The following is a 13,902-nucleotide window of genomic DNA, read 5'->3' on the forward strand; positions in this document are numbered from 1 at the left end:
TAATCTTTCATCAAACAGATATAGGTGGCTCACTTAAAGTTTGTCATATTAAGGAAAATTTTCTTTATAAAGAACAGGATCGATGCAATGTCTTCAGCTTCTCGTTTGTCGTTAGCCTGTCTGGCGAGTTTACCTTTGATCGCTATTGGTCTCAGTCCGGTTCGTGCAGGGGCACAGAGTCAGCCCATCAGACCACAGGTCACGATGCAGAATATGCCGAATTTTGTTGATCTGGTAAAACAGGTCAAACCGGCTGTTGTATCAATCTCTGCACGGATCAAAGAAAGTGACATGGATGATGGAGGAGATAGTGGGCAGCCCTCCATGAATGGGATGCCTTTTCCGTTTCCTTTCCCATTTCAGATGGTTCCAGCACCTTCCAACCGTCTTGTTGAGGCGAGAGGGTCGGGTTTTCTGGTTTCAGATGACGGCTATATTGTAACCAACAACCATGTTGTAAATGGCGCTGTGAAAGTCTCTGTCAAATTTGATGATGGAACGGTCCTGCCAGCTAAGGTTATCGGGCGGGATCAGAAAACGGATATCGCCTTGCTTCGTGTGAAAGCAAATGGCCGTCTGCCTTATCTGGAGCTGGGTGATTCAGACACGGTTCAATCCGGGCAATGGGTTGTTGCCGTAGGAAATCCTTATGGGCTGGGTGGCACGGTGACATCAGGTATTGTCTCAGCCTTAGGACGTGAGCTGAATACAGATGCCTATAATGATTTTATCCAGGTTGATGCACCTATTAACCGTGGAAATTCTGGTGGTCCTCTGATTACGCTTGATGGAAAGGTAATCGGGGTTAATTCCATGATCATGTCTCCTAATGGAGGCGGATCAATTGGTATTGGTTTTGCCATCCCTTCCGATACGGTTCAGTCAGTTGTGGAGCAGCTGCGTAAATCAGGTCATGTCGTGCGTGGCTATTTTGGTGTTGTTACCCAGACCGTAACGCCTACCATGGCCCAGGCGCTTAAACTTCCTGTCGTGGAGCCAGCTAAAACAGCGCATGGTGCCATTGTTGCCTCCGTTGTGCCAGGAGCCCCCGCTGACAAGGCTGGGTTGAAAACAGGGGATGTGATCCTGAGCCTGAATGGTCATCCTGTCAGCAGTGCGCATAGTTTTGCTGTGAAGGCCGTTGCACTCCCTCCTGGTACAAAAGCTGATCTTTCTGTTTTACGTGATGGGAAGTCTCAGACGATTACAGTGATTGCCGGTAATCAGGAAGATAAGGATTCACATAGCATGGCTGGATCTTCAGACATGAGTGCTTCTGGGAAGATCGGGATTTCTCTTGCCGCTATTACACCTCGAACGCGCCAGGAACTGGGGCTTGATGAAACTGTGAAGGGAGCTGTCATTGCCGATGTTGCTCAAGGAAGTATTGCTGAACGGTCCGGTATTCATCCTGGCGATATTATCGTGGCTGTGGGTAATCATGTAACGACTAACCCCCATGCCGCAGCTTCGCTGATCAAGCAGGCCCTGATGAATAAACAGCCCCCTTTACTACGGATATTACGTGACGGGCAGCAATTATTCGTTGCTGTATCACCGGATGGCTCCGATGATGGAAGCAATGATGACGAATAAGAATGGGAATGTTTTTTAATTCAGGAAGACGTACCCCTTCATTATGAAAATCATAATGAAGGGGTATTCCATTATTGATTAATGGCCTGGATGAGGGCTTCAACATCCTGTTTGCGGGTGTAGAAACTCGTTACGAAGCGTACGAGCTGGCCTGAGACACCTTCTGGCGTCGGGTAGCGATAGAACCCGAAACCGTTTTCTTCCAGCGCTTCAATCAGCGCTTCAGGCAGAACCACGAAGACTTCATTACTTTCAACGTCGAAAGGGATGTGCGCGCCTGGATGGCGCAGAAGTTTAGAGTGGAGCAAGGTGGCCATTTTATTGGCGTGCGCTCCATTTTTCAGCCAGAGATCATCATGTAATAATGTTTGTAGCTGTATGCTTAAAAACCGGCTTTTAGACCATGAGTGACCGCTACGCTTAATCAAATGGGGCAGGGCCTGCAGAAGTGGGCGCGTTCTGTCATTCAGGAAAACAATCAGGGCCTCAGCAGCCATAGCGCCTGCTTTAGTGCCGCCAAAACTTAATAAATCAATACCTGCTTTCCAGGTTGTATCAGCAGGGGTGCATCCCAGATGGGCGAGTGCATTGCCTAGCCTTGCACCATCCATATGGACAAAGAGATCATTCTCATGGGCGATGTGGCTCAGGCTGGTTAATGTCTCTGGGTTGTAAACAGTACCCCATTCAGTTGCCTGTGTCAGGGACAGGGCCTGTAGGGGAGGAGAGAGTACACCTTTTTCTTTATTGCGGGAAATGGCCTCTTTTAATGCCTCTGGAGACATCCGTCCTTGAGGGGAAGGAAGGGTGGTGATTTTTGCACCTGATGTATAAAATTCCGGTGCACCTCCCTCATCATTTTCAATATGGGCGCTATGGTCGCAGATGATCCCCCCATAAGGTCTGACAAGGGCAGAAAGGGCGAGTGCATTTGTAGCTGTGCCTGTGGTAAGGGGAAAGACGGCGAGTTCTGTTGCAAAAGTCTTTTCAAAAAGAGAGGTGAGCTGCTCAGTGTAAGGATCTTTTCCATATGAATGAAAATTATCATTATTGCCTTGGGCAAGAGCAGCGAGAATTTCTGGGCATGCTGGTGTGACGTTATCGCTGGCAAAATTTTTGCGTATGTTCGCGGGCATTAATGAAAAATTCCTTAAAAAGCGTAATCTTTGTTTTCTTAGCCATTAATCTCGGCTAGTTCGTTTCATGTGACTTGATCTAAATATAGGAAGCTGGTGAAAAAAACCATATTTTCGCCCTTTCGTGACTGCCAGCTTGAGGAGAGCGCCCATCATGACAACCACCTGTGCTACACCGATTGATGGTAAGGCTATTGCAAAGAAGCTTACAGAGACAATCAGGCAGGAAGTTGAGGAAGAACTTCTGAAAGGTCATACTGTACCGGGTCTGGCAGTGGTTCTGGTAGGGAATGATCCGGCCTCTGAAGTTTATGTGAAAAACAAGGCACTTCAGACTCATCATGCCGGTATGCGTTCTTTTATGCATATGCTTCCGCAGAGTACAACACAGGAAGAATTATTAAGCCTGATTTCTGATCTGAATGAAAATCCGCAGATTCACGGAATTCTGGTCCAGCTTCCTTTACCAGCCCATATTGACCCGGTAGTGGTAACGAATGCTATTCTTCCGGAAAAGGATGTTGATGGGTTGGGTGAGGTCAATACGGGGCGTTTGGCCTTGGGGATGACAGATGGCATTGTTCCCTGCACGCCATTAGGATGTCTGAAATTATTGCAATCCGTTCATGCTGATATGACAGGGATGAATGCTCTCGTCATCGGTGCTTCCATTCTGGTCGGACGGCCTATGGCACAATTATTGTTAAGTCAGAACTGTACAGTTACAATTGCCCATATTCATACACGTGACCTGCCTTCCATTGCCCGACAGGCTGATATTATCGTCGTCGCAACGGGGAAATCAGGACTTGTGCGTGGCGATTGGGTAAAGCCAGGGGCAACGGTGATTGATGTTGGTATTACACGGATCATGCAGGAAAATGGTCGTAGCCGTCTTGTAGGCGATGTTAATTTTGAAGAGGTTAACAAAGTGGCAGGGTATTTGACGCCTGTACCTGGTGGCGTTGGTCCCATGACGATTGCTGGTTTGTTGTATAATACACTTAAAGCGGCAAAATTGAGTTATAACAACAAGTAATAGAGTCCCTCATATCGCAGTGAAAGAAGCGTGATATTGAGGGTAGTATAGAGGGTTTATAGGCTTTAAAGAGGCATTAAGTTTTTTGGTGTAATTTTTACTTAGCCTATCTGAGTTTAGATGAAATAATATGGGTGGGAGTTCTATGGCGCAGGATGATTCACAAAAGAAAGAACAGGATAATTCCCATAAAAAGCCCTCTGAGAAAAAAGGCGATGAAAAGGGAAGTCCTTTAAAAAGGGCGATTCTGATTATCATCGTCGTGATCGTCCTGTTGGGTATCGGGCTATATATATTTCTGACGAGGAACCACGTAAGCACTGATGATGCCTATACGACAGGACGGAAAATCTCCATAGCGCCACATGTCAGCGGGTTTGTTGCGAGACTGCTCGTTGATGATAACCAGTTTGTTCATAAAGGTGATCTGCTCGTTCAACTTGACGGGCGTGATTACCTTGCGACTCTCCATCGGGCTGAAGCAGCCGTGCAACAGGCACAGGCTGACATGAACGCTTATAAGATGACCTTGATTGTCGCTCAGAAAGACTATCCTGGCCGTCTAATCTCGGCGCAAGGAAATGTTGCCGCCGCTCAGGCTAAGCTTTTCAAGGCAAGGACTGATTATAGTCGGCAGCATCGTGTCGTTCGTGCGGCAACGACCCAGCAGGATATAGATTACGCCAAAGCGGCCTTAGATGAGGCGAGTGCACAAGTTGTGCAGGCTGAGGGACAGCTGACACAGGCTGAGCCAGTAAAGGCCAATATTGACACAGCAGATGCCCATGTGGCTCAGGCTCTCGCTAGTCTGACTTCTGCAGAAGCTGACCTCGAAAAAGCCAGACTTGATGTTGAATGGACGAATATCATGGCACCACGTGATGGGCGTATTTCGCAGCGTAATATCGAACAAGGTACCTTTGTCCAAACCGGGCAGGAGATGTTCTCAATTGTGCCAGATGATATCTGGATTGTTGCTAATTATAAAGAAACCCAGCTAACAGATATGCGTCCAGGGCAGAAGGTGAAAATTGAAGTTGATGCTTATCCTAAGCTTCACCTGAAAGGACATGTTGATTCTATTCAAATGGGATCAGGAGAGTCTTTTAGTGCGTTTCCACCTCAAAATGCTACCGGCAATTTTGTCAAGACGGTGCAACGTGTGCCAGTTAAGATCCTGATTGATAGTGGGTTGGACCCCAAAATTCCTTTAGCGATTGGCTTATCTGTTGAACCAACGGTTTATACTGAATGAGCACGGTAGCAGCAGATACGGCACCAGAAGCTGAATCTGATCACAGCTCGTGGAAGCCCAAGCATAACCCATGGTTAATTGCCGTTGTGGTGACATTGGCGGCTTTCATGGAGGTTCTTGATACCACGATCGTCAATGTAGCACTTCCACATATTGCGGGGTCGTTAGGGAGTTCCTATGATGATGCAACCTGGGCTTTAACATCTTATCTGGTGGCAAATGGGATTGTTCTGACAATTTCAAGTTGGCTGTCGCGTTTTTTTGGGCGTAAGCGTTATTTCTTACTATGTATTTTTCTATTTACGGTTACGTCTTTTTTGTGTGGTCTTTCGACTTCCTTGCCAATGCTCATTTTCTGCCGTTTGCTTCAGGGTTTTTTTGGGGGAGGGCTTCAACCTTGCCAGCAATCGATTATTCTAGACACTTTTCCCCCAGAAAAGCGTGGGGCAGCATTTGGATTGACGGCTGTTGCTACTGTGGTGGGACCAGTTTTAGGGCCAATGGTTGGCGGCTGGTTGACCGACAATTATAGTTGGCGATGGATTTTTTACGTTAACGTGCCTTTTGGCATTATTACAGTATTTGCTGTGATGTATTTCTTAGAAGATCCACCATGGGAAAAAGCAAAACGTGAAAAAATTGATGTTATTGGTATTGGCTTAATTTCATTGGCATTAGGGTGTATCGAAGTTATGACTGATCGTGGGGAGGATGATGATTGGTTTGGATCACCTTTCATTATTAAAATGGCCCTGATTGGTGGTATTGGTTTTATTGTCGCTATTGTCTGGTTGTTAAAAGTGAAAAATCCACTCGTCCGGTTGTCTGTTTTCAAGGACCGTAACTTCACTTTAGGGACTATCATGATGGGGATGCTTGGCGTTTTATTATATGCTTCTGCAGTGATCGTTCCACAATTTGCCCAGCAAGTGCAGGATTATACAGCGACGATTTCTGGACGTCTTATGGCTCCAGGGGGCGTGACTATCATTATTTTGATTCCAGTAGTTTCATATTTAATGAAAAAGATTCAGCTTCGTTATCTTATTGCATTTGGCTTTATCTGTATGGCGATGGGATTATTTTTCTCTGCTGTTTTGTATCAGGATGTTGGTTTTCCCTTTCTTGTTATGTGCCGTATTATGCAGACAGCCCCCTTGGCTTTTCTTTTTGTCCCAATTTCAACATTTGCATATTCAACCTTGCCGCGCGAGCTGAATGGAGACGCATCAGCCTTATTTAGTATGGTTCGAAACTATTTTGGTTCACTTTCAATCTCATTAGCAACAGCAGCCATTATTGAGACAAAGCAGGTTCATCAGACGGAGCTTTCCAGCCATGCTATTTTAGGCAGGTCAGAGGTGAGTAATTATCTGACTCAAGTGCAGGCTGCAGCGCAAGCGCATGGTATGTCTTTATTACAGTCCAAATCCTTTGCTATGCAGCATCTTTATGAGGAATTTTTAAAACAGGTTTCTTTGCTGGCTTATAATCAAGTGTTTAATTTATTAGGGATTATAACGCTTTGTATCGTTCCACTTTGTTTCCTGATTAGCCCTTCCAAGGGTGGGGAAAAAGCAGCTGCTGGGGGACATTAATGGAGATGCAGCAAAATAATAGGAGCACTTTTGTGGAGTTCGCTCAATTATGCCATTTGGCAAGCCGGTATGCCGTAAAGAATTTTCTGCCAATGGTATCGTTATGTGCTTTAAGTGCCTGCATGGTTGGTCCTAAATATCAGGCTCCCAAGCCTTGGTCTCCTCCACATTATGATACCCATGCTCGCGAACATGGCAAGACGTCTCCTCAGAGCGTGGTTACGGAGCTTCCTTTTGATGATGCCTGGTGGAAATCCTTCAAGGATCCAGAGCTTGCCTCTTTGGAAGAACGGATTGCTACGCAGAACCTGGCTTTTGAATTAGCCACGGCTAATCTTGCACAAAGTCGTGCTGAAATGATGATTGCGGGGGCAGAACGTTTTCCTATGCTTTCGGCGCAGGGTTCTTATGCGCGTACTCAGAATAGTTCCAGAATGCTGCAACGGATGATCCGCCGTATCAGTCATAAAACATTGGATATGCAGTCAGTCCCACATGATACGGTTATTCCTGTTTTAGACCAATGGGCCTATTCAATCGACGCGACTTATGAAGTAGATTTATGGGGGCGTGTAGCACGGCAATATCAGGCCTCCAAAGCCATGATGGAGATGACAGAGGAAGAGCGAAGAAGCGTCCTGATTGCCCAGCAGGCAGATATGGCGCGTGATTATTTGCAATTACGGGGTGATCAAAAAAGGCTGAGGGTGCTGAAATCCAGTCATCATACGTTGTCTGAATTATATCATCTAACGGAGAATCGTTATAAAACAGGTATCGTGAATGAGCTGGATGTTGATTCGGTAAAATCACGTCTTCATCAGGTAGAGGCCCAGATAGCGCAATTATCACAGACGGTATCGCAGGAAAAAAATGCCATTGCCTTTTTACTTGGTGCTCCTCCTCAAAGTTTAGAGAGTGAACTGGAAAGAGGGCAGGAAATACCTATTGTTCCTCCGTTCATCCCGGCAGGTTTGCCATCTGAATTAGCTCATCGGCGTCCTGATGTCAGGGAAGCTGAGGCCCGTCTGCGAGAAACTGTCGCGGAAGTGGGAGAGGCTATGGCTGATTTCTATCCTAAAGTGACAATCAATGCTGATTTCGGCTTCCAGACCCTTTCTTTTAAAGATCTGGGGTTCTGGGGTTCACGTGCCTGGAATGTTGGTCCGAGTATTTCCATTCCTGTTTTTCAGGGGGGGCGTCTGCATGGACAGCTGAAGTTAAAAAAAGCTGCACAAAAAGCTGCGGCTATTTCCTATCGTCAGACAGTGTTACAGTCATGGCATGAGGTGGATAATGCACTCCAGGCCTATCATGATGAACAAAATCGCAGGGAAGGGCTTTATCAAAGTGTCCGTGACAGCCAGCGGTCCTATGACCTGGCGCTCAATCAATATCGTTCAGGGCTAAGCACGTATCTTGACGTCTTAAATGCACAAATGCAGGTGCAACAGGGGCAGATGGACTTGGCAAATAGTGACGCAACGGTCGCAATTAATTTGGCACGTCTCTATAATGCCTTAGGTGGTGGATGGCAGAATACTTTGCCTGTTAATGCAACACAGACGGAAAAACCTGCGCAGAAATAAGTAATGTCCAGTTTCCTTATCTTTCGGAGAATTTTATTGTTGATTTTGTAGTAAATAAAGTTCCATCGTTTGATTGGAACTTTATTTGGAAAATTTTTAACGGCGGGCGACTAGCTCATCTTGTTTATAGACGTTCTGGGCCAGGATTGTTGTGCTAAAAACTTTTTGTGGAATGAAGATATAATGATCTAAAGCTGTCCGTATGAGAGCACGGGTGGAGGGAATGTCCTGCTCATGAAGTGTTTTCAGAGCGGTTTCAACAGTTTTTATTGTAGGTTCGAGAGGTGCAATAGCAATGGAAATCTGCACTTTCTTCTGGAAATCACTGATGGTTTTATAGGCAAGGTCAATCTTACCAGCTCTCAGGTCATTATTGGCTTGTGTGACTGATTTTATTTCATTTGAAGAAAGTTTTGAAAGAGCAATAAATTTGCCGCCTACAGGTGCCCAATTTGCTTTGCTGTAATATGTTGATCCGGCTAAGGCTGGGTTTGTTCTGGTAATTCCTTCAATATAAGAGACGGATTGAACCAGATTTTGATGAGTTTGAAGAGCAATCTTAAGCTCCTGTTCTGCAAAAGAGAGTTTTGTCTTAGCGTCTTTCAAATTGTGCTGCGCAATAAGTGTATCAGCATCCAGAATGGCATTAAGCGCTTGAAGATTCTGGTTTGATAACTCATTAAAGGAATGTCGTTCCTCAAGCCCATTCCAGTAACTTTTAACCTGTTCAATGGTACTTTCTTGTGCAGGATGCCTATCAACGGGGGCCGCATGGGCTGTATTGAAAGTAGGAGCAGCTATGAGGCTCAGACTTATTAGAGAAAGGACTGAAACAGCATAACATTGAGAAACTTTATAAGATGTCATGTCGGATTCCTTTCTGGGATGACGGGAGCGTTACAAAGAATTCGCCAAGGCTTATAATTGGAATAAAAATCCTTTCAAGGTGAAGAATTTATGTTTCTTATTATACAAGATTCCGGTTTCTCTCATAGAAAGGGCTAGATCATTTTTTCTTGATCGTGCAGCGGAGTACATCTTCGAATATAGATATATTTGAAAGCGAAAAATCCTTCATTACCAACAGATTCTTTTTAAAAAATAGGAAGAATAGCTCTTCTCTTCTGACAGCAAATGTGGGAAATCACGGCTTATGACACAAAGCTTTGAACACCATACCATCTATCCAATTCCGCTTTCTCAGCGCTTCGGAAAAGCGTCAGACCTCTTTCCGGTCTGGTTTAGCGCAAATATGACCCTTCTTACCGTTGTGACTGGTGCATTGGGACCGGTCGTTTTCAAGCTTTCCTTCCTGTGGTCACTGATTGCTCTGGTGATCGGTAATATGATCGGGGCTATTTTTATGGCATTGCATGCTGCCCAAGGGCCAAGGCTTGGAGTGCCGCAAATGGTCCAGAGCCGGGGGCAGTTTGGCCTATATGGCTCAGTGCCACTGATTGGGCTTGTAATTATCATGTATATCGGGTTTGCTGCCTCTAATTGTGTGGTGGGGGGAGAAGCACTTTCTCGTATTATGCCCTCCCTTGGTGGCACAGACTGTATCCTTCTGATCGCGCTTTTGACTTTTATCCCTTGTATATTGGGCTATAAGGTGATTCACCTCTGCTCAAAAGTTGCCAGCTGGCTTTCAGCGAGCGCCGTGCTTTATGCGATAGTATGTGGATTTCATGCCCTTTCCTGGACTCTTTTGAGTGATCTGCATGGATCAGTCTCTGGTATTCTAGGTGCAGTATCTGTTTCAGCATTATGGCAAATTGCTTATGCTCCTTACGTTTCTGATTCGTCACGTTATCTGCCCTTAACTGAAACATCTCAAAAACAGACATTCTGGGCCTGTTATGGTGGTACGGTCATAGGCGCAATTTTACCTATGATGTTAGGGTCCTTACTTGTTATTTTATGGCCTGACCTTTCGCCCTCACAAGCACTTATTCATCTGGCTGGTCCACTTGGTCTGGCTGTGGTCTGGATTTTGGCTCTGGCGATCCCACTTGGAAGTGCCATGAGTGTTTATTGTGGTGGGTTGTGTTGCCTGACCTTTATCCAGACATTTTACACAAAACACTCATTAGGACGTTTCTCTCGCGTAACAGTAACAACGCTTATTTTAGTAATTGCCCTATTTATAGGGTTGGTGATGTCAAAAACATTTTTACAGTCTTATACAGCCTTTCTTGACTTTTTGTTAGCAGTCCTTGTGCCCTGGACAGCGATTAATCTTTATGATTACTATATTTTGAAAAAAGGCCATTATGAAGTCGATGACTTTTTTAAACCTTTTGGCGGTTGTTATGGCCTTATTAATTATCGAGCTGCCTTTTGCTACATAATTGGTGTGTTCGCGGAGCTACCCTTTTTGAAAACAGAATTTTTTACAGGTTTTCTGGCTTCCAGAATGGGGGGAGTAGATATTTCCTGGCTCATTGGTTTGATAATAACGACACTGATTTATGCCCTATTATCGAGGATGGAGAAAAAAGAAGCATTACGCTTTTGAAGAAGAAGCCCCTTTCAATGAGGGGCTTTTATAAAATATGATCTTGTTATTTTTGGGGATTTTGCCACGGATTTGCTTTAAGTTCCTGGCGCATCGTTGCGACAGCATCTGTTGTAACAATTGGAGCAGAGTTTCCCCAATTATTACGGATATAGCTTAAAACAGCAGCTATATCCTCGTCAGACATATTCCAGTCGAAGCGCGGCATTCCGGCTCCAGTGGGGTTTCCTTTGGTCTGTGGTCCCATCACACCTGTCAGAACGCTGTGGATGAGTGAAGAGGGGTCCGGTGCATTGATAAGAGGATTATGGGCAAATGCAGGGATCATATTGGGTACACCAGCACCATTTGAAATGTGACAGGCTTCACATAAAACCTCATAAACTCTTTTACCATGCTGCATGAGGGGAGCAGAGGATGGCAGAGCGGCAGGAGGTTGATAAGGGCTTGCAGGAACTGCTCTTAGATAGGTTATCATTGCCCTAATATCGTCTTCTGTCAGATATTGGAGCGACTTCTCGACAGCCTCTCCCATGGGGCCGGAAGCAACGGAAACTTTATTGGTTCCTGTTTTGAGGTAGCTAAAGAGTTCTTCGTCGCTAAGGGCACCAATACCGATCGTTTTATTGGGCGTTATGTCGGAAGCATGCCAGTTTTGTAATGTTGCCCCTGTAAAGACTTCACGTATATTCCCACCCAGACTGTTTTTGCCTGTATGGCATGTTCCACAATGTTCTGCGCCTTCCACAAGATATGCACCTCGGTTCCACTCCGTACTATGATGTAGGTCGGGTTGGAAAACCCCTTCTTTGAAGAACAGGAAGTTCCATCCTGCTAGAAGAAGCCTGTGATTATAAGGGAAGGGGAGATGATTGGCTTCTATCTGATTATGGATGGCAGGAATTTGTTGCATATAGGCCCATAAATCGCTGACATCCTGATCGGTCAGTTTTGTATAAGCATTATAGGGCATGGCAGGATATAAGAAGCCATGTGTACCAACACCATGGCGTAGAGCCGCATCAAATTTCTTGATGGTCCAACCTCCAATACCGGTTTCTTTATCAGAAGTGATATTGGATGTGACAATATCCCCAAAAGGGGTGTGGAGGGCAAAACCGCCACTATAAGGAGCTTGACCGGGGCGTGTGTGGCAGGCCTCACAATCAGAGGCGAGGGCAATGTAATGGCCTCGTTTGATCTGAGCCTGGAGTGTCTCACCTTCTTCGTGATAATCCTGCAATGGAGAAGATGGGTGCAGCTTCAGTTCGATATATCCTGTCGCAATGCCCAGAGCTGCGCCTATGGCAATAGCACCGCCAATAAGAGTTTTTTTCAGTCCTTGAAACATATTTTCCCCCTCAACGAACCAATGGTCCAGGATTATGGCGGTAAGTGTCAATAATCGCGCGTGCTGTCCAGAGTGTCAGGGCTCCGAGTGTTTCTGTTGGATTATAACCTGCATTATTAGGATAGGAGGAGGCACCGACAACAAAGAGATTATGCATGTCCCAATGTTGCTGATAGCGGTTCAGCACTGAAGTTTTGGGGTCAAGCCCCATAACTGCCCCTCCGATCGTATGTCCACTATTATAAGGGCGGAACGGGTTGCTCGGTTTGTCAGGGAATGCTTCTGTCATCCATGATTTGGCACCTGTCTGACGGCAGATACCTTCTATTTTTTTCTGGATAAAGCGGGCCATAAGACGGTCATTCTCATTATATTCAAATGTAACACGTAAAAGAGGCTGCCCGTTTGCATCTTTATATGTTGGATCGAGATCCAGATAAGAGCCAATATGAGAGTAGGATGTGCCTTGTCCCTGGATCTTGCCGTAGTTACTATAAGAATGTTTAAAGGCTTTCTTCCATTGACTGCCCCATTTCTTCGTTCCTGGTGGAACCCGGTCCAGCATGGCCAGGGGTGTTCCCTGATCGGAAATTGCCTGTATGCCAGCGCCACCTATAAAACCAAGGCCGGAATGATCGAAATTATCGCCGTTAAAATCATCGATTTGTGTTGAGAGCGCTCCGGTTGAGATAAAAGAATTCATATATTCATTTTCGAAATATAAAAATCCCATTGTCATGGTTTGCCAGTTATAGGCGCGCCCCAGAGTGCCTTCGCCTGTTTTGGGATTATAAGGCGTGCCAATTTCGGAAAGGAGCAGAAGGCGTACATTATCAAGCTGATAGGCTGCAATGACGACGATATCAGCTGGCTGGAATCCGATATTACCGTCACTGTCGCGGAAGGTAACGCCTGTTGCCGTTTTTCCATCTACTGATTTTTCGACTTTAAGGGCTGTACATTCTGTAAGAAGAGTGAAGTTATGACGTTGCATTAAGGCTGGTATAACGCAGATATTTGGGCTGGATTTGGAGTAATTGCCGCATCCATAAAAAGCGCAGTAACCGCAATAGGTGCAGGGAGCTAATTCAATCCCTAAAGCATTACGATAGGGCGCTCCTATGGTTCCAGCAGGAATGGGAAAAGGGTGATAGCCCATGCTTTCTGTCGTTTTATGAAAAATATCATTCCAGTGAGAGCGTGCAAGAGGAGGGGTTGGGTAAGGGTTTTTGCGTGAACCTTCAAAAGGATTTCCCCCTTTCTGGACAATATTATTTAAAACGCCCGCATTTCCGCCGATACCGGCAATTTTTTCAAAACGGTCATAGTAAGGCTCAAGGTCATCATAACTGACGCCCCAATCCTGCACGATGAGTCCGTCTGCCAGTTTCATGCCTTTATAACGGGTTTTGATGCGTGTTTCCATTTCGAAGTCGGAAGGATTAAAGCGCCATGAATTTACAGCCCAATGCTTTCCTGCACCACCAACTGAATTACCCATCTGCCAGGTGCTCCATTCCCGTCCTGGAAGGGCGATCTGGTCGCCCATATTCCGATAGGTGTAAGCTTCAGTTGAAGGTGTTTGCAGGGCTTCCTTGCGTACGCCAAAACGGAGTTCATCTGCAACGATGGAAGGGGGAAAATTCTGACTGGTTGTTTCCCATGGACCGCGATTGATTGCAACAACATCAAGTCCGGCACGAGTCAATTCTTCAGCCATAAGAGAGCCTGACCAGCCAAGCCCGATAATTGCAACATCTGCTTTGGGTCTTTTATAATCCATAAGGAAGGTCCTTTTATCTCGTCTCGGAGCTCAGTTA

General features: G+C 45.6%; 10 protein-coding genes. 6 read left to right on the top strand and 4 right to left on the bottom strand.

Annotated features, from left to right (window positions below):
• Nucleotides 1-87: 87 nt before the first annotated feature.
• Nucleotides 88-1,596: a Do family serine endopeptidase gene (locus AC3B6P_RS03425; protein ID WP_489804733.1), complete on the top strand. Its 1,509-nt coding sequence runs from the start codon at nt 88-90 to the stop codon at nt 1,594-1,596.
• A gap of 71 nt (nt 1,597-1,667) precedes the next feature.
• On the opposite strand, the gene AC3B6P_RS03430 is transcribed toward AC3B6P_RS03425, so the two are convergent.
• Nucleotides 1,668-2,732 (bottom strand): threonine aldolase family protein, encoded by a 1,065-nt coding sequence (locus tag AC3B6P_RS03430; RefSeq protein WP_489804734.1) that lies wholly within the window; start codon nt 2,730-2,732, stop codon nt 1,668-1,670.
• A gap of 154 nt (nt 2,733-2,886) precedes the next feature.
• Between AC3B6P_RS03430 and folD the strand changes: the two genes are divergently transcribed.
• The 4 genes from folD (at nt 2,887) to AC3B6P_RS03450 (ending at nt 8,213) form a co-directional block, all read left to right on the top strand.
• Nucleotides 2,887-3,771 (top strand): bifunctional methylenetetrahydrofolate dehydrogenase/methenyltetrahydrofolate cyclohydrolase FolD, encoded by an 885-nt coding sequence (folD, locus tag AC3B6P_RS03435; RefSeq protein ID WP_489804735.1) that lies wholly within the window; start codon nt 2,887-2,889, stop codon nt 3,769-3,771.
• 145 nt (nt 3,772-3,916) lie between these two features.
• Nucleotides 3,917-5,026, top strand: a complete 1,110-nt coding sequence (locus AC3B6P_RS03440) for an HlyD family secretion protein (protein WP_489804736.1) — start codon at nt 3,917-3,919, stop codon at nt 5,024-5,026.
• On the top strand, nt 5,023-6,624 hold the full coding sequence (locus tag AC3B6P_RS03445; protein ID WP_489804737.1) for a DHA2 family efflux MFS transporter permease subunit: 1,602 nt from the start codon (nt 5,023-5,025) through the stop codon (nt 6,622-6,624). Before AC3B6P_RS03440 ends, AC3B6P_RS03445 begins: the two co-directional genes overlap by 4 nt.
• 32 nt (nt 6,625-6,656) lie before the next feature.
• A complete protein-coding gene (locus tag AC3B6P_RS03450; RefSeq protein WP_489804738.1) occupies nt 6,657-8,213 on the top strand; it encodes an efflux transporter outer membrane subunit in 1,557 nt (518 codons plus the stop codon).
• 96 nt (nt 8,214-8,309) lie between these two features.
• On the opposite strand, the gene AC3B6P_RS03455 is transcribed toward AC3B6P_RS03450, so the two are convergent.
• Nucleotides 8,310-9,080, bottom strand: a complete 771-nt coding sequence (locus AC3B6P_RS03455; RefSeq protein ID WP_489804739.1) for a YfdX family protein — start codon at nt 9,078-9,080, stop codon at nt 8,310-8,312.
• A gap of 286 nt (nt 9,081-9,366) precedes the next feature.
• Here AC3B6P_RS03455 and AC3B6P_RS03460 point away from each other — a divergent pair, with 286 nt between their 5' ends.
• Nucleotides 9,367-10,731: a purine-cytosine permease family protein gene (locus AC3B6P_RS03460; protein ID WP_489804740.1), complete on the top strand. Its 1,365-nt coding sequence runs from the start codon at nt 9,367-9,369 to the stop codon at nt 10,729-10,731.
• Between the two features lie 46 nt (nt 10,732-10,777).
• Here the strand turns inward: AC3B6P_RS03460 and AC3B6P_RS03465 are convergent, their stop codons facing one another.
• A complete protein-coding gene (locus AC3B6P_RS03465) occupies nt 10,778-12,082 on the bottom strand; it encodes a c-type cytochrome (protein ID WP_489804741.1) in 1,305 nt (434 codons plus the stop codon).
• Nucleotides 12,083-12,092: 10 nt separating this feature from the next.
• The gene (locus AC3B6P_RS03470; protein WP_489804742.1) at nt 12,093-13,865 is read right to left on the bottom strand and encodes a GMC family oxidoreductase; all 1,773 of its coding nucleotides are present in this window, start codon (nt 13,863-13,865) and stop codon (nt 12,093-12,095) included.
• Between the last annotated feature and the right edge of the window lie 37 nt (nt 13,866-13,902).

The sequence above is a fragment of the Aristophania sp. ESL1142 genome (genome assembly GCF_058107345.1).

Excerpts from the sequence above, each read along its gene's own strand:
- AC3B6P_RS03470 (WP_489804742.1), bottom strand. The coding sequence starts at position 13,865 with ATGGATTATAAAAGACCCAAAGCAGATGTTGCAATTATCGGGCTTGGC.
- folD (WP_489804735.1), top strand. The coding sequence starts at position 2,887 with ATGACAACCACCTGTGCTACACCGATTGATGGTAAGGCTATTGCAAAG.
- AC3B6P_RS03455 (WP_489804739.1), bottom strand. The coding sequence starts at position 9,080 with ATGACATCTTATAAAGTTTCTCAATGTTATGCTGTTTCAGTCCTTTCT.
- AC3B6P_RS03460 (WP_489804740.1), top strand. The coding sequence starts at position 9,367 with ATGACACAAAGCTTTGAACACCATACCATCTATCCAATTCCGCTTTCT.
- AC3B6P_RS03445 (WP_489804737.1), top strand. The coding sequence starts at position 5,023 with ATGAGCACGGTAGCAGCAGATACGGCACCAGAAGCTGAATCTGATCAC.
- AC3B6P_RS03440 (WP_489804736.1), top strand. The coding sequence starts at position 3,917 with ATGGCGCAGGATGATTCACAAAAGAAAGAACAGGATAATTCCCATAAA.
- AC3B6P_RS03430 (WP_489804734.1), bottom strand. The coding sequence starts at position 2,732 with ATGCCCGCGAACATACGCAAAAATTTTGCCAGCGATAACGTCACACCA.
- AC3B6P_RS03425 (WP_489804733.1), top strand. The coding sequence starts at position 88 with ATGTCTTCAGCTTCTCGTTTGTCGTTAGCCTGTCTGGCGAGTTTACCT.
- AC3B6P_RS03465 (WP_489804741.1), bottom strand. The coding sequence starts at position 12,082 with ATGTTTCAAGGACTGAAAAAAACTCTTATTGGCGGTGCTATTGCCATA.